16 protein-coding genes are annotated in these 15649 nt (G+C 67.8%); 10 read left to right on the forward strand and 6 right to left on the reverse strand.

The annotated features are described in order from the left end of the window. Window positions 1-131: 131 nt before the first annotated feature. Entirely contained in the window at window positions 132-1235 is a 1104-nt protein-coding gene (locus ABD210_RS28905; RefSeq protein ID WP_344115701.1) for an SMP-30/gluconolactonase/LRE family protein, read from the forward strand. 43 nt (window positions 1236-1278) lie between these two features. On the opposite strand, the gene ABD210_RS28910 is transcribed toward ABD210_RS28905, so the two are convergent. From ABD210_RS28910 to ABD210_RS28920, 3 genes are all read right to left on the reverse strand, one after another. Beyond that, on the reverse strand, window positions 1279-1572 hold the full coding sequence (locus tag ABD210_RS28910; RefSeq protein ID WP_344115703.1) for an HU family DNA-binding protein: 294 nt from the start codon (window positions 1570-1572) through the stop codon (window positions 1279-1281). Between the two features lie 152 nt (window positions 1573-1724). After that, complete coding sequence (locus ABD210_RS28915) at window positions 1725-1925, reverse strand: three-helix bundle dimerization domain-containing protein (RefSeq protein WP_344115705.1); 201 nt, start codon at window positions 1923-1925, stop codon at window positions 1725-1727. Between the two features lie 57 nt (window positions 1926-1982). Then, the gene (locus ABD210_RS28920; RefSeq protein ID WP_344115707.1) at window positions 1983-2780 is read right to left on the reverse strand and encodes a phytanoyl-CoA dioxygenase family protein; all 798 of its coding nucleotides are present in this window, start codon (window positions 2778-2780) and stop codon (window positions 1983-1985) included. A 71-nt stretch (window positions 2781-2851) separates the two neighbouring features. On the opposite strand from ABD210_RS28920, the gene ABD210_RS28925 reads away from it, so the two are divergent. From ABD210_RS28925 to ABD210_RS28955, 7 genes are all read left to right on the forward strand, one after another. Further along, a complete protein-coding gene (locus ABD210_RS28925) occupies window positions 2852-3667 on the forward strand; it encodes a helix-turn-helix domain-containing protein (RefSeq protein ID WP_344115709.1) in 816 nt (271 codons plus the stop codon). Window positions 3668-3762: 95 nt separating this feature from the next. Next, entirely contained in the window at window positions 3763-4773 is a 1011-nt protein-coding gene (locus ABD210_RS28930) for an LCP family protein (protein WP_344115710.1), read from the forward strand. Beyond that, window positions 4770-5768, forward strand: a complete 999-nt coding sequence (locus ABD210_RS28935; protein WP_344115712.1) for a YndJ family protein — start codon at window positions 4770-4772, stop codon at window positions 5766-5768. The genes ABD210_RS28930 and ABD210_RS28935 overlap by 4 nt, the downstream gene beginning before the upstream one ends. After that, window positions 5765-6286 carry a DUF1990 domain-containing protein gene (locus ABD210_RS28940; protein ID WP_344115714.1) on the forward strand — a complete coding sequence of 174 codons (522 nt, stop codon included), beginning with the start codon at window positions 5765-5767 and terminating at the stop codon, window positions 6284-6286. The genes ABD210_RS28935 and ABD210_RS28940 overlap by 4 nt, the downstream gene beginning before the upstream one ends. Window positions 6287-7068: 782 nt before the next feature. After that, window positions 7069-7776, forward strand: coding sequence for a uracil-DNA glycosylase (locus ABD210_RS28945; RefSeq protein WP_425552758.1), 708 nt, complete (start codon window positions 7069-7071; stop codon window positions 7774-7776). Between the two features lie 572 nt (window positions 7777-8348). Continuing rightward, window positions 8349-9548 (forward strand): ROK family transcriptional regulator, encoded by a 1200-nt coding sequence (locus tag ABD210_RS28950; protein WP_344115718.1) that lies wholly within the window; start codon window positions 8349-8351, stop codon window positions 9546-9548. 499 nt (window positions 9549-10047) lie between these two features. After that, window positions 10048-10593, forward strand: coding sequence for a hypothetical protein (locus ABD210_RS28955; RefSeq protein ID WP_344115720.1), 546 nt, complete (start codon window positions 10048-10050; stop codon window positions 10591-10593). Between the two features lie 84 nt (window positions 10594-10677). On the opposite strand, the gene ABD210_RS28960 is transcribed toward ABD210_RS28955, so the two are convergent. After that, window positions 10678-11646, reverse strand: a complete 969-nt coding sequence (locus tag ABD210_RS28960) for a mechanosensitive ion channel family protein (protein WP_344115722.1) — start codon at window positions 11644-11646, stop codon at window positions 10678-10680. Window positions 11647-11871: 225 nt separating this feature from the next. Here ABD210_RS28960 and ABD210_RS28965 point away from each other — a divergent pair, with 225 nt between their 5' ends. Beyond that, on the forward strand, window positions 11872-12327 hold the full coding sequence (locus ABD210_RS28965; RefSeq protein WP_344115724.1) for a GNAT family N-acetyltransferase: 456 nt from the start codon (window positions 11872-11874) through the stop codon (window positions 12325-12327). Between the two features lie 73 nt (window positions 12328-12400). On the opposite strand, the gene ABD210_RS28970 is transcribed toward ABD210_RS28965, so the two are convergent. Both ABD210_RS28970 and ABD210_RS28975 read right to left on the reverse strand, forming a co-directional pair. Continuing rightward, the gene (locus ABD210_RS28970) at window positions 12401-13687 is read right to left on the reverse strand and encodes a neutral zinc metallopeptidase (protein ID WP_344115726.1); all 1287 of its coding nucleotides are present in this window, start codon (window positions 13685-13687) and stop codon (window positions 12401-12403) included. 34 nt (window positions 13688-13721) lie between these two features. Then, a complete protein-coding gene (locus ABD210_RS28975; protein WP_344115728.1) occupies window positions 13722-14987 on the reverse strand; it encodes a neutral zinc metallopeptidase in 1266 nt (421 codons plus the stop codon). Between the two features lie 220 nt (window positions 14988-15207). Here ABD210_RS28975 and ABD210_RS28980 point away from each other — a divergent pair, with 220 nt between their 5' ends. After that, window positions 15208-15612 (forward strand): PPOX class F420-dependent oxidoreductase, encoded by a 405-nt coding sequence (locus tag ABD210_RS28980; RefSeq protein ID WP_344115730.1) that lies wholly within the window; start codon window positions 15208-15210, stop codon window positions 15610-15612. The last annotated feature ends 37 nt before the right edge of the window (window positions 15613-15649 follow it).

Raw genomic sequence — 15649 nt, forward strand, 5'->3', positions numbered from 1 at the left:
GGATGAGACCACCGGGTCTGAACCGTTCAGGTCATCGGGACGTTGTCCTAAGTTGAACGCACAACGATGTGACAGCACGCGAGCCGCTGGTCGGCGATCGAGAGCGGCTCCAGATCAGGAGGAACCCGCTCATGCCTCGCCCGCCGTTCAGACGAACGAGCCGCGCGATCACCGCGCTGCTCGCCCTCCCCGCACTGCTCCTAGGCAGCCTCACCGCCTCCGTGCTCACCACCGCGAACGCTGCTGCACCCGATTCCGTCTCAGCACCCGCATCGGCAGCCGTCGCCAACCTGCCGGCCGCCACAGGAAACACCCACGAAGACAAGTGCGACCCGATCCGGTTCGGTACGACTGTCGACGCCGCCTCGGCCGCCGGTGTCAGCGGCTCCGCCAGCTTCCCCAAGCGGTTCGAACTGCCCAACGGCTTCCCCCCGGAGGGCATCGCGATCGCTCACGGCAAGGCGTACTTCGGGTCGCGGCTGGATGGCGACATCTACCAAGCTGACCTGCGCACCGGCCAGGGGCGGGTCATCAGTCAGGGACCGGGAACGGGCTCGCTCGGGATGAAGATCGACAACCGGGGCCGGTTGTTCGTGGCCGGTGCGACCGGCGGCAACGGTCGGGTGATCGACACCAAGACCGGCAAGGTGCTCGCCAGTTACACCTTCACCACCAAGACGCCGACCTTCGTCAACGACGTCATCCTGGGCAAGAACGGCGCCTGGTTCACCGATTCACAGCAACCGGTGCTCTACAAGGTCCCGCTCGGGCAGAACGGCAAGCTGGCCAAGAAGTCGGCGGTCCGGACGATCCCGCTGACCGGCGATTACAAGCACGTCGCAGGCGTCAACGCGAACGGCATCTCCCTCACCCCGGACGGCCGAGCCCTGATCATCGTGCAGTCCGCGACCGGGTTCCTGTTCCGCGTCGATCCCCGCACCGGCGTGACCCGCAAGATCGACCTCGGCGGCGCGGTGATGACGGCGGGCGACGGCCTGCTGCGCTCGAAGGACATCCTGTACGTCGTACAGAACCGGCTGAATCAGATCTCCGTACTTGACCTGAACAAGTCCGGCACCAGCGGCAGGTTCGTCCGCAATATCACCAGCGGCGACTTCGACACACCCACCACGGCTGCATTCTTCCGCGACCGGATCTACCTGCCCAACGCACGGTTCGGCGTGAACGCACCGACTCCGACCACGCCGTACTGGGTCACCGCCGTCCACCGCTGAAGCCGGGACGCCGGGTGCCTCTCCTGACGGGCCAGGTGGTCCGTCAGGAGATGGTGCGGAGGTTGCCTCTGGCTGCGGCCTTGAGGCGGCTGCCGCAGGACAGTCGGACGGAGTAGCCGGCCGGGATCGACAGCGGCTCGCCGGTCTGCGGGTTGCGGCCGGTCCGCGGCGCGCGCAGTACGCGCTCGATGCTGAGCAGGCCGGTCAGCGAGACCTTGTCCCCCTTGTGCACGGCCTCGGTGACGACGTCGCCCAGCGCGTCGAGGACCTTCTCGGCCTGGTTCCGCGGGATGCCCGCCTTCGACGCCACGCCGGCGACCAGCTCGTTGCGATTCACGGCTCTCCTCAGACTCGTACCTCCGGTCGACACCCCAAACGTCGGCCCGGTCGGTCGGGAAAAACCTTAACCGAAATGAATATCGTTAGCGAGAGCGTTCCGATTTTCGGTCGATTCCCGCCGGGAACAGGGCCGGGAACCGAATCGCGGAATCAGCCGACCAGTTCGCGCAGCCGCGCCTTGGCGTCTCGTTCGATGAACAGCGGGATGAAATCCCTGATCGGCGCGTGGTCGAACTCGGGCCGCGTCTCATTGACGGCTGCTGCCACGTCGTCGGCCGGAAGCTGGGGGAACTGCTGGGCCAGCCGGTCGATGACCTCATCGATGGCACGGTTCTCCTCTGACCTGTCCATGCGTCCACCGTTGCGCACGTCGGAGCGCGAGACAAGGCGAAGCCGCAAAACTGCGGGTCAGAGGCCGTCTCGGTCGTGCCAGTCGGACTGCCAGCGGGGGTCGGTGGGCGCGTCGGCTCGCTGGTAGCGGATGTCGGTGGATAGGCGGAGGGTGCCGGTGGGGTCGACGTTGTCGAGGGCCGCGTGGACCGTGTGGGCGGTGTGGATGACGACATCCCCGGCGGCGTAGTCGGCGGCCAGCCAGCGCGCGTCGTACTCGTCGGCCAGTCCAGGCAGATCCGCGGTGATCGACGCGGCCGGGCGTTTCAGTCGCCCCTCGGCCTCCTCGCGCAGCACCCGGTGATGACTGCCCTCGAGGTAGACCAGGCCGCCGAGTTCCACCGGACAGTCGCCGAGCGGGATCCACGCGGACAGCACCCGATCGGTCCCTTCCCGCAGGTAGACCAGGTCGTAGTGCGCCTGCGTGGCCGTGCCGATCCCGTTCTCCCCCGGCGCTGTCTGCCGGATGATCTTCCGCTTGTGCAGGAAGGTCTCCCCGCCCAGGAACCACGCGAACCACTCCCGCAACGCCGGCTGCGTGCAGAACGCGGCGTACTCCGGCCCTGGCACGATCTCGCCGAACAGCACCTTCCGGAACCCCGCGCGATCGACCGTGCCGCCGGTCCGCTCGAAGTAGTACCGCCGGAACGCCAGCACCTCCTCACGATCGAGCAATCCGCGCAGGTACAGGTACCCGTCCCGCCGCAACCGCTCCCGCAGCGTCACCCGATCGCGGACCTCCCAATCCGGTACTGCGACCAGCGGCCCGAGGCGGTTCGCCGCCTCATCCAGCACATACCCGTTAGAAGTCAGCACAGCACCATTCCAGCCGTCCGGGACACCCGCTGGAATGGACTCGAGCCACCAGTTCTTGGATTCTTGTCAACATGTCGAACTGGTCGAGTTACTTCACGCCAAGCCCGGTCCATCGACAACTTGGACTCTTCTGCCTGGGGACGGGCGAGCAACGGAACCCCCCGGGCCCAACGCCGGAACGTGCCCTCGGCTGCCACGCCGCGGTCTTCCTCAGCCAAGGTCGTGGACACCTACTGCACGGCCCGGACCGGACCCTGCACGAGGTGCACGCGCCCGCGCTGCTGTGGTTGTTCCCGGGCGTCCTGCACGGATACCGCCCGACTACTGAGTGGCACCAGTCCTGGACACTCTTCGGTGGCCCTGCCACCGGCGCCCTCACCGCCCTCGGCCACCTGGACCCCACTCAGCCCGTACGCCGGTATGCGGATCCGCGCGCGATCGAACGCCCGTTCGCGAGGTTGCTCCGCATCACCCGCGCGGGCGGGCCGGCCTCCGCAGTACAGGCGGTGGCGGCTCTCCTCGACCTGATCACGGCGGCGTCCGCGGATGACGGGAGCGACGAGCTCGTGGACCGGCTGGAACAGCTCGCTCTTCGGTCGTCCTCGATCCACGGATATGCCGCTGACCTGGGGTTATCCGTCGGCGAGTTGCGCGAGGCGACCCGCCGGGCGACCGGCTCCACGCCGCAGGAAGTCGTCCTGACCGCCCGCCTCAACGAGGCGAAGGCGTTGCTCGCCGAGTCGGATCTGCCGGTGGCGACGATCGCGCGCGAGGTCGGGTATGACGACCCGGCGTACTTCAGCAGGCTCTTCAGCGCGCGCGTCGGTCAGTCGCCACGCGAGTTCCGGCGATTTGGTTCGGTCACGGGGCGGAAATCGTCCTTTTGACCGAGGTCGGGTCGCTCGGCGGTCTGAAAGTATCGGGACAGGACCATCCGTCGGGGTGACGCGGCGGTTATCGCCTTCCCGATACGGTCGGGGGCATGAGCCATTCCCAGCCCATCGACCGGAGCTACGTCAGCCGGCCGCCCGTTCGCAAGAAGAGGCGCAACTGGGTCGTCCGGATCATCGGACTGATCGTCCTGCTGTTTCTGCTGGTGCTGATCTCCGTCCCGCTGTACGCGTGGGGCCGGATCAGCAAGGTTGACGCGTTCCCCAGCGGACAACGCCCTGCGGACACCCCCGGCACGACGTACCTGCTAGTCGGATCGGACAGCCGCGCGGGCCTCAGCGCGGCAGACAAGAAGAAGCTCGGCACCGGTAGCGCCGCGGGCCAGCGAACCGACACGATCATGATGCTGCATGTGCCGCAGTCCGGCCCGACCGCGTTGATCAGCCTGCCGCGGGACAGCTACGTGCCGATCCCGGGCCATGGCAAGAACAAGCTCAACGCCGCCTTCGCATTCGGCGGGCAGAAGTTGCTGATCCAGACCGTCGAGGACGTCACCGGTCTGCGAGTCGATCACTATGTCGAGATCGGATTCGGCGGCTTCGCCTCGGTCATCGACAGCGTCGGCGGCGTCCAGATGTGCTTGCCCAAGGCAATGAAGGACCCACAGGCGCACATCAACCTGCCGAAGGGATGCCAGCAACTCGACGGCACCAAGGCCCTCGGCTACGTTCGGTCACGGCACACCGACGCGACCGGCGACCTCGCCCGGGTGCAGCGGCAACGCGAGATGGTCGGCGCGGTCGCGAAGAAGGCGCTCTCACCCGCGACCTTCCTCAACCCGGTGCGGTACTACAAGGTCGGCACGGCGGGCGCGGACGCCCTCACCATCGACACCACGATGAATCCACTGGACTTGTTCAAGTTCGCCCGAGGCATGCAGGCAGTCTCCGGCGGCAGCAACGGGGTCACCCTGACCGTGCCGATCTCGAACAGCAACCTGAGCACACCGGCCGGTTCGGCGGTCAAGTGGGACACGACGAAGGCCAAGGCGCTCTTCCAGGCCCTGAAGGAAGACAAGACCACCGGCCTGAAAGCCAGTTGATCATCCTCGTCCACCTGGTGGTGAGCCTGGGCATGCTCGTGATCGTGCCGCTCGGGCTCACCCTCATGGACGTTCCCGCCCGTCCTGCGCTCGGCCCCTCCAGCCGTCCAGCACCGCGCTGGTGGTTCGCCTTCGCCGTGCCCGGAGCGGTTTCACTCTGGCTGCCTCGCGGAGCACTTTCCATCACGCTGGCGTCGATCTACCTGGCGGGGACGCTCGCGCTCGTAGTACTGGCTGCGGTTGATCTGGTCCGTCGGAAACGTCTGCGGGCAAGGGAGATCGCGCTCTACACCGCATTGGTGACACCGTCGATCGCGGCGCTGTCGCTGGTTGCGGAACGGTCCTCGTACGAGTTGTTCGGCTTCAACCTGACGGTGTTGTCGTTGACGGTCGCGCACTTCCACTTCGCCGGATTCGCGGCCGCCCTCATTGCCTTCCTCGTCGCCGGCACGAGCACCGCGACGAGCACTGCCCCGAGAACCGGCACCGGGGCACTCGCCGACTCGAGCAGCGCGGCTGCGAGAACCGGCACCGGGGCACTCGCCGACTCGAGCAGCGCGGCTGCGAGAACCGGCACCGGGGCACTCGCCGACTCGAGCAGCAGGGCTGCGAGTGCTGCGAGTGCTGCGAGTGCTGCGGCGATCAGTGTGCCGCTCGGGACCGGGATCGTGCTGCTCGGCTTCTTCCTCGGGGATTCCGTCGAGCTCGCCGGCGCCGCAGTACTGACTGCCGGCATGTGGCTGGTCGGCTGGCATCTCTGGCGGCGATCGCGCGAGACCGACCGAACCACCGCGACCCTGTTGGTCGTCTCGGCATCGGTGCTGGTGGTCACCATGCTGCTGGCGCTCAGCTGGGCACTGGGGCATGTCGTCGCGACGCCCTATCTACCGTTGGAGTGGATGGTCGCCACGCACGGCCTGGCGAACGCAGTTGGGTTCGGGTTGTGTGGCTTACTGGCCAGGAGACGGCTGCAGGCAGCGGAAGGGGTCAGATGAAGCTCGCGGATCTTGTCGAACTCAGGTTCAACTACGACGTGATCGGGTCCACGAGGTACGACGAGACGCCGCCCGGCTACCACCGGCTCGAAGTACGTGAGCAGATCAGCACCGGCGACCAGGTGTTCCTCACCGCGGGCGAAGCCCTGATGACCTGGAAGATGCACAACGCGGCCGGAGTCCGGATCGAGACGACCGACAGCCCCGCGGTGATCGGCACGAACTCCCTCGGCCGCCTCGGCGTCGGCCCGGTGGGCATCCCGATCCCGTGCCGCGTCGTCTGGGTCGTCGACGAACCTGACGGCACCGGCTTCGCCTACGGCACTTTGCAAGGTCACCCGGAGTCCGGCGAGGAATCCTTCCTGGTCACCCGCGAGGGCGACGACGTCTTCTTCACCCTCCGCGCCTACAGCCGCCCGGCCACCTGGTACGCCCGCCTAGGCGGCCCCGCCACCCGCACCGCCCAGTCCCTCTTCGCGCACCGCTACGCCCACGCCCTCAAACGCCTCGCCACCTGACCCCCTGTCTCCCCCAACCACTTGCGTCCGAACAACCGAGGGTCCTGCCCCACGCCCCTTCGGACCCAACGACACGCAAAGGCCCCGCAAGCTCATACCTTTGCGGGGCCGACCACTTTTCTACCCGGTCAACGCAAACCACGGCCTCACCGACACGCGAACTCTGGGTGACGAGGGCAGCCTTCGATGTAGGGGGCTTGAGGTGCCTCTGTCGCCGGCTTGATGACGTCGAGTCGTGATGTCGCGCGGCGGAGGGGCGGCCCGCTGGCGGGTTCTTCGGCCACTAGCGGCAAATTGGGCGCTACCGGACGAAGAAGCCGTTACCGGTGGCCGGGATCCACCTGTACTGCGAGCCGATGCCGAGTCGGCCGGACCTCGAGACGCGGCCACATCCACCGGCAGGCCAGAGGGCCGCGCGCACGATCCAGCACGACGTGTTGAACCAGATCTAGGGAGCTCGGACATCATCTGGGGACCACGGTCACGATATTTGCTGACCGAGGCCCCCAGATGGTGTCCGAGGTCCCCACACCGGTGTCCGAGGTCCCCAGTTGGTGTCCGAGGTCCCCACCACTGGTGTCCGAGGTCCCCACACCGGTGTCCGAGGTCCCCAGTTGGTGTCCGAGGTCCCCACCACTGGTGTCCGAGGTCCCCACACCGGTGTCCGAGGTCCCCACCACTGGTGTTCGGGTCCCCACCGGGTGTCCGTGGCCGCCACCCACCCCGATCACACTCACCGCTGGCCGGGTGCCCAGTAGAGCTCAGGGTGGGTCGGGTGCGGAGTGGGGGCGAAGGGTGGGAGGCTTGGGCGGGTGAGTCCTAAGACGTTGAATGATCTGGTGACTGCGGACTGGGCCGAGGCCTTGGCGCCGGTTGAGGACACCGTGTCGAAGATGGGCGAGTTCCTGCGCGGTGAGATCGCCGCCGGGCGGCCTTATCTGCCGGCCGGGGAGAACGTGCTGAAAGCCTTCACCCAGCCTCTGAACGACGTGAAGGTGTTGATCGTCGGCCAGGACCCGTACCCGACACCCGGTCATCCGGTCGGCCTGAGCTTCTCCGTGGCGCCTGACGTGCGGCCGATCCCCCGCAGCCTGGCGAACATCTATCGCGAGCTGATGGCCGACGTCGGCGTACCGGCGCCTTCCAATGGCGACCTGACACCGTGGGCGAAGCAAGGTGTGCTGATGCTGAACAGGGTGCTCACCGTGCAGCCCGGCAAGTCGGCCTCGCATCGCGGCAAGGGCTGGGAAGAGGTGACGGAGCAGGCGATCCACTCGCTGGTGAAGCGCGGTGGCCCGCTCGTCGCCATTCTGTGGGGCCGCGACGCCCAGACGCTCAAGCCGATGCTCGGCAGCACGCCTTACATCGAGAGCGCGCACCCCAGCCCGATGTCGGCCGACCGCGGTTTCTTCGGCTCCCGCCCCTTCAGCCGCGTCAACGCCCTGTTGGTCGAACAAGGCGCCACCCCCATCGACTGGCGCCTCCCCTAAGCCACCGCCCAACCAACCAGCCGCTGCGTCCGAAAGGGTGCGGGGCCCGCCCCACGGCCCTTCGGACGCAAGGGCTCCGGAACCACGCTTGCGTCCGAAAGGGTGCAGGGCCCGCCCCACGGCCCTTCGGACACAACCATCGGGAACCACGGAGCGGTTGCGTCCGAAAAGGTGCTGGGCCTGCCCCACGGTCGCTCGGACGCAATCTTCCGGAACCACCAGCCGTTGCGTCCGAAAGGGTTCGGGGTCAGCCCCACGGTCCTTCGGACGCAAGGGCTCCGGAACCACAGAGGCGGTTGCGTCCGAAAGGGTGCTGGGCCTGCCCGGCGGTCCTTCGGACGCAAGGGCTCCGGAACCACAGAGGCGGTTGCGTCCGAAAGGGTGCGGGGCCTGCCCCGCGGTCCTTCGGACGTAAGGGGGCTAAGGAGCCACGGTTGCGCGGTCGATTGACAGTGCGCTCCGACACCCGTACGGTCTCGCCGTAATAGGAAACTTTCCTAACAGTTGGCGTGGTCGCCGGCTTCCCGGCACGGCGACCCGGGCTGAGGGCGGAAGGAGGGCAGGGTTAGCTCATGGCCAGCACACCCGGTACTCCGCGCCTGCTCCGCGCGATGAACGACCGCGCCGCGCTCGATCTGCTGCTCGCACAGGGCCCGCTCTCGCGGACCGCTCTCGGCAACCTCACCGGCCTGTCCAAGCCGACCGCATCCCAACTGCTCTCCCGCCTGGAGAGCGCCGGGCTCGTCCGGGCCAGCGGGACCAGCGCCGGCCGCCCCGGGCCGAATGCCCAGCTGTACGAGATCAACGGCGGCATCGCGTATGTGGCCGGCCTCGACGTCACCCCTATCCGCATCCGGTCCGCCGTGGCCGATCTGACCGGCAAGGTCGTCGGCTCGTACGAGCTGCCGACTCCGGGCCGGAGCGCCAGGGGAACTGTCGAGCGTGTGGTCAAGGCGATCGACGGCGCACTAGGCGAAGCGGGGCTGAGGCGGGACCGGTTGCACCGTGTTTCCATCGGCACGCCGGGTGGGTTCGACCCGACCACCGGGCGGCTGCGCTACGCCATGCACCTACCTGGGTGGCACGCGGCCCGCCTGCTCGACGAACTGGCCGCGGCGATCGCAGTACCGCTGGAAGTCGAGAACGACGTGAACCTGGCCGCGGTGGCCGAGCAGCGCGTCGGTCACGCACAGGGCAGCGACAATTTCGTCCTCCTCTGGGGCGAGGATGGCATCGGTGCCGCAGTGGTGATCGGTGGACGGCTCGTCCGCGGTGCCACCGGGGGTGCGGGCGAGGTCGCCTTCCTGCCGCTGCCCGGCACCCCGCTGGTCCGCAACGTCGGCCGCAACAACGCCGGCGGCTTCCAGGAACTCGCCGGTGGTGAAGCTGTACTCGCACTGGCCCGCAGCCACGGCCTGAAAGCCCGTACTGCGGAAGCCGCGGTCGCCGCGGCACTCCAGACGCCGGGCGGGGGTGACACCGTGCTTGCAGAGTTCGCGCATCGCCTCGCGGTCGGCCTGGCCGCGATCGTTGCCGTGGTCGACCCGGAGCTGATCGTGCTCTCGGGCGGCGTGATCACGGCCGGCGGCGAGCGGTTACGCGGTCTGGTCCAGGACGAGCTGTCCGAGCTCGCCGTGCCCCGCCCCCGGCTGCTGATGAGCGCCATCCACACCGACCCGGTGCTCTCCGGGGCCTTGCAGTCCGCCCTGAGCACCACCCGCGACGAAGTCTTCGACACTGCCGGTCCGCCGACCGGGAGCACCCCCGACTAGAGCCCAAACCCAGCCCCAAACCCCTCCCGACCGGGAGGACCCACCCGGCCCGGCCGATCCGCACACCCTATGGACTCCAGCTCAGCCAGGAATCACTCACCCAGTCGTGAAGGCCAAAAGGCGGGTTGCAGGCCCGGGTGAACTGACCCCTTCTTCGAGTGTGTCGGGTATGCCCCGGGCAATCGATTACAGGCGACACAGTGCTCACACTCGAGCACTCACTCCTCACAGTCGATGGCTGAGGAACTCCGGAGGGGCTGGTGAGGAGGTGAGTGGCGGGTGGCGGCGGGAGAATCCAAGGCGGGTGTGCTCTCAGTCATCGACCGGACTAGTCGGCAAGCGATTGCAGAGAACGGAACCACCCGACTCGCCAGGGACTCGACGGCTTTGGCCAGGAGGATGCACCGGTGGTTCGTGCGGTCTCGCTTGCGCTCCGCTTAGCTGCCCTTGACTTGAGTGTAATCATGATTACATGAATACATCGCACAAAGGTGAGCGAGTGAGGGGTTGGCTGACCGGCCGGCTCCCCTCGGACTGGTTCGAAGGCGAACCAGAGGTGAGCATCGACCGCGACGAGATCCTCGTGGTCGGCAGGATCCCGGCTCCGCAGCAGGACGGCGAGGCCAGCGCGGCCGCGCGGTCCGCCGCCGAGGAGGGCCGGATCAAGCAGTTCCGCGAGGACACCCGGGAGCGGCGGATCGAGATCGCCCGCGAGCTCGAGCACGCGACCGGCAAGAAGGTCGCCTGGGGCGTCCAGTGCGGCGACACCAGGACTGTTTTCACGTCGTTGTCGGCGCCGGTGATGACGCGGCTGCGTCAGCCCGAGCGGCAGGTGCTGGACACGCTCGTGGATGCCGGCGTCGCCCGGTCCCGCAGCGACGCACTGGGCTGGTGCGTGAAGCTGGTCGCCCAGCACAGCGAGAGCTGGCTGGCCGAGCTGCGCGACGCGATGGCGAAGGTCGAGGACGTCCGCCGCGCCGGCCCCGATGCCCAGCCCCCGACCCCGACCGACGAGAGCCCCTCGACCCCGACCGAAGAGAGCTGAGAACGAACGGGGCGGGTTCGACCCGATCCGATCGAACCCGCCCGTTCTTCTCAGGCCGGAGGTGACCCCGTCCGGCCCGAGGGTCTACCGCCGACCCTCGGGACCGCTCCAGCCGCTCTCGCCGCCGGAGTAGTTGCCGTTCGAGCCGTTCGAATACCCGCCCTGCGGCGAACCGTGCGACGCCGGGTACGGCGCTTCAGGCATCTCCTGGTCACCCGCATATCCACCCTGGGGCTGCTGGCTCTGCGCGTAACCTCTCTGCTGGCTTTCCTGTCCCTGGTAGCCGCCGTCGGCAGCGCCGTTCGAACCACCTATGCCATTCGAACCACCCAGGCCGCTCGAACGACCCATGCCGCTGGAGCCCGCAGTACCGGACGAACCCGCAGTACCGGACTTCATCGCGGAGCCGCGCTCGAACAGGGTCTGCAGCGCCTGGCCGGCCAGCTCGCGGCCCCCGAGGCCGAAAGCGAGGCCGAGCGCCAGCGCGGCACCACCCAGCACGATCAGCAGGGTGTTGCCGGTCAACTGGACGGCGATGCCGAGTTGCGTCAGCGCGGCGAACGCGGCGTACACGAGGACGGCGTACTTGCCGACCTTCGCCAGCGTCTCGTTGCCGGTCGCGCCCCGGATGATCGCGGCCAGGAAGTTCGCGAACAGCGCGGCCAGGCAGACGATCACGATCGCGGCGAAGATCCGCGGGATGTAGCCGAGCATGTCGCTCATGAAGTTCGAGATCTCCGGCACGCCGAGCGCCGAGGCGAACATGGTGAAGCTGATCAGGAAGACGAACCAGAAGACGACCTTCCCGAGCATCGCCGAAGCGGTCAGCCCCGTGCCGGACCGCTGCAGGACGCCGGAGACGCCGGCTCGTTCCATCCACTGGTCGAAGCCGACCTTGCCGAGCAGTTTGCCGACAAGCTTGCCGAGCACCTTGGCGACGAAGTAGCCGATCACCAGGATGACGATGCCGCCGAGCAGATTGGGGATGAACCCGAGAAGCTTGCTGAAGGCATCTTCAAAGGGTTGGGTGAAGTCGATCGCCAACACAGCCATCGGAGGAGTTCCTTTCCGGACTGGCCCGCACCCGCCGTCACGCATCGGTCCGCGCGACCCCGGCCACGGGCGGATGCAGTGGTGTCTGATTGCCTCGTGCCCGGTCCGGCGGGCCGCAAACGCTGTTTCCTAACGCAATGTGATTGCGTAAGGCAATTACCGTGACGATCCGACGCTGCTGACCCGGCCGCCGTACGGCCGGCCTGGCTTGAGAAACTGACCGGTATGACCGATGCCGTGATCCGCCGCGCCACCCTTGCCGACGTTGCCGGAATCGTCGCGATGATCGCCGACGACCAACTCGGCGCCACCCGCGAGTCGCTGGACGACCTGACGCCGTACCACCGTGCCTTCGAGGCGATCGACGCCGACCCGAACCAGCTCCTGGTCGTTGCCGAACGCAACGGCGAGCTGATCGGCACGCTGCAGCTGACGATCATCCCCGGCCTGTCCCGCAAGGGCTCGTCCCGCGGTCTGGTCGAGGCCGTCCGAGTCGCCGAGTCCGCCCGCGGCAGCGGCCTCGGCACCGCCCTGATGGAGTGGTCGATCGAGGAGTCCCGCGCCCGCGGCTGCTCCCTGGTCCAACTCACCTCCGACAAGACCCGCACCGACGCACACCGCTTCTACACCGACCGCCTCGGCTTCACCAACAGTCATGAAGGCTTCAAACTCAAGCTCTAGCTGACCCGCTCCGACGAACTCCTCGCAGTGGTCGGCTTGGCGAAGCCCGGCGGGGTGTTGGAGTGGTCGGGCATCAAGAGACTTTGGAGGCCGGCGCGGTGTAGGTGTTGCAGGAGGCGGGGTTGGTTGTTTTGAAGGCGGGTCCGGCCCAGAGCCACTGGTTCTTGCGGGAGCCGTGGTCGTGGACCTTCTTGGGGTCGTACTCGTCGCCGCTGTGCTGGATCTGGTACTCCCACATGTGCAGCTTCGGGCCGGTGAACCCGAGCGACTTCTGGTTGGCCCCCAGGAAGGCGGCGCCGAAGCAGGTCGCCTGAAGCTCGAGCCGCCGGTTCTCCTCGAGCTTCGCGGCCTGCGTCTTCGCCCAGCCCTCGCGGGACTGCGAGGAGATCGAGATGTTGGTCAGGTATTGCACGTGATGGCCGTACTCATGAACGATCGTGTCCATCATCCAGGTCCGGCCGGCCAGCGCGTTCTGCTTGTAGAGCTTGAGATCGCCCTGCCAGTCCATGTTGATGCTCTCGTCATCACCGCAGTAGTAGGCGCGATTCGTCTCACCCGTGCAGGTCGACCCCGTCTGCTTGCTCAGCAGCGTCAGCTTCGGTGCGCGGAACGGGTAGCCCGCCTTCTTCACCAGCGGTTCCCACGCCTTGTTCAGGCAGGGCAGGAGCGCCTGGTAGTACCGCAGGATCGCCGACTGGCTGTTCGGCTTGATGCTCGGCTCGACGCAGTTGACCGACGACACCTTGCCGACCGTGTAGAGCTTGTTCTGCTTCACCCGTACTTCGTCCGGCACCGGCTTGACGGTCACCGTGACGGTCGGCTGGGCTGGAGCAGGCAGCGGCTCGTCCGACTGCTTGACCGACGGCCTGGCGAGCGGGTTCTCGACGGTGTTGTCGAACGAGGCGATCAGCTTGAAGCTGGCGACAACTCCGCCACCGAGCACGACCAGTACGAGCGCGGTGATCCCGGCGACCAATGGCTTCGAGAACCGCCGGGGAGGTTTCACCGGCGGCGCCTCGGAGGTGAACTGGGAGGCGGCTCGCGTCGAGGTCGAGTGCCAGCCGACCGGCCGCGCTCCGCCGACCTGACGGGTTCCCTGCAGCGGCGCGGCGGGAGCCCCGGGCAGGGGAGCCGCCGGCGGCGCGCCGTACCCGGCGACTTGCTCGGAGCCCGCGGACTGCGGCTCCTTCCGCAGCGACGGATCCAGCTGGGCGTTGACCGGGCGGGCCTTGCCGAGGCCGGGTTGCTGACGATTGACCGGCCGCGGTCCCGCAGTACCGGCGTCGTCTGTCTCGCCGGCGCCTCCGGGCAGAAAGTGCCCAGGCTTCGGCGCGCCGGGCGCCGCCTCCTTGTCCGCCATCAGTCCCCCAGTCCCTCAGTGATCAGCCATCGGGTCAGCTGACCTTGTTCGCCGCCGCGGCGAAGGTGTTGCAGGAGCCGGGGTCCCCGGTAGAGAACCCGCGACCCGTCCACAGTTCGACGCTCTTGTTCGAGCCGTGGTCGCGCACCTTGTCATCGCTCAACTCGTCGCCATTGTGCTTGGTGCGCCACTGCCACCACTTGAGCAGGTCGCCCTGGATCGGGAAGGCGGCCTTGTTCGCGCCAAGGAAGACCGCGGACAGGCAACCCGCCTGCAGGGCCTGCCGGCGGTCATGCTCCAGCCGGTAGCCCTCGTTCGGCGCCGCGTCGCTCAGGTTGCTCGCCGCGTCGAAGATGCCGGTCAGCTTCTGGACATGAACGCCATAGACGTAACCGAGGTTGTCGGCGAGGTCGATCCGGCCGAGCGGCTTGTTCTTGGGGTAGTCGTCCACGATGCTCTGCCAGGGCATGGCGACACTGCCGCCGTCGGCGTCACAGTACGACGAAACCTTTTTCTGTACTCCGCAGGCGGTCTCCTGGCCGTCGTCGAAGATGATCAGCTTCGGCGGGTGGAACGAGTACCCCGCCTTCTTGACCACCGGCTCCCACGCCTTGTTCATGCAGGTCAGCAGCACCTGGTAGTACGAGCGGACGCTCTCCTTGGAGGTCGGCCGGTACCCGGGCTCCTTGCAGCCGCCCGTCAGCTTGCCGACCGCGTAGAGCTTGTTCTCCTTCTCCACCACCGAGTCGGGGATCGGCTCGCTCGTCGGATCCGCGGTGGACGGATCGTCGGCGGGAGACTCGGTGCTCTTGAGCGACGGGGGGCCTAGCGGGTTCGCCACGATGTCGTCGTACGACGACAACAGCTTGGCGGCCGCGGCCACACCGCCGCCGACCACCAGCAGGGCACCGACGACGATCGCTGCGATCAGACCCTTCGACCTCTTGCGCGGCACGAACGGGACCGGATCGGGCGAGAAGCGCGCCTTGAACGCGGCCGCCGCAGGATCACCGGGCGGCGGTGGACCAAGCCGCGAACCACTGAGCTGCGGCGGCCCTGCCGGGGCGTTCGTACTGCTGCCGATGCGCGGGGTGGGCGCGGTCAGCGGGGTGCTCTCCGCCGGGACCGTCGGCCTGCGCTCCGGCGCGGGGGCCACACCACCCGCGCCGCCGGGCAGGAAGTGTCCGGGCTTGGGAGTCTCGGGGTTCGCGGGGCCCGGGTCGGCCGCGCCGGACTTCGGGGCATCGCCCGCACCCCCGGGCAGGAAATGCCCAGGTTTCGGCGCCGACTCGTCTGCCATCTGCGTTCCCCGCTTCTCCCGGCCCGTGCCGGATCGCTCGCTTGGACAGGTGGCAGCCGTATCCCCCAGGCCGGACCTGCCGCAAGATGGTACGGCCCGAAGGATCGTTGGGTGAACTCGATTACAGCTATTGACATCGATTCGCTACCCCAGGTAAGCCGCCTTCACTTTCCTCCCGTCTGATCGGTCGTCTGGTCCTCGTGGGACGTAGCATCGCGGCGTGACTGTGGACTTGGGTGAGGCGGCGCGTCAGTTGGTGGACGGGGTCAACACGGGGGTGTTGGCGACGAACAATCCGGATGGGAGTCCGCAGATGTCGGTGGTGTGGGTCGGGCGGGACGGGGACGACCTGCTCATCTCGACCGCGGCCGGCCGGCAGAAGGACTCGAACCTGCGCAAGGATCCCCGCGCCAGCCTGCTGGTGATCGACAAGGAGTCCGCCGACCGGTACGCCGAGATCCGCGGCATCGCGACCGTCACGGAAGACCTCGGCCGCGTGGTCGCCCAGCAGCTCGCCGAAGCCTATGCCGGTCCGGGTGCCGGCCAGGAATACGTCGACCTACCGCCTGAGATCATCCGAACCGTCATCCGAATCACCCCGCACAAGGTCATCCTCCACGTCTGACTGACCACCCTCCGGTGCGAGCAGGCAAGGCCGGAAC

It is taken from the genome of Kribbella alba, assembly GCF_039529635.1.
In the GTDB taxonomy this organism is placed as follows: Bacteria; Actinomycetota; Actinomycetes; order Propionibacteriales; family Kribbellaceae; genus Kribbella; species Kribbella alba.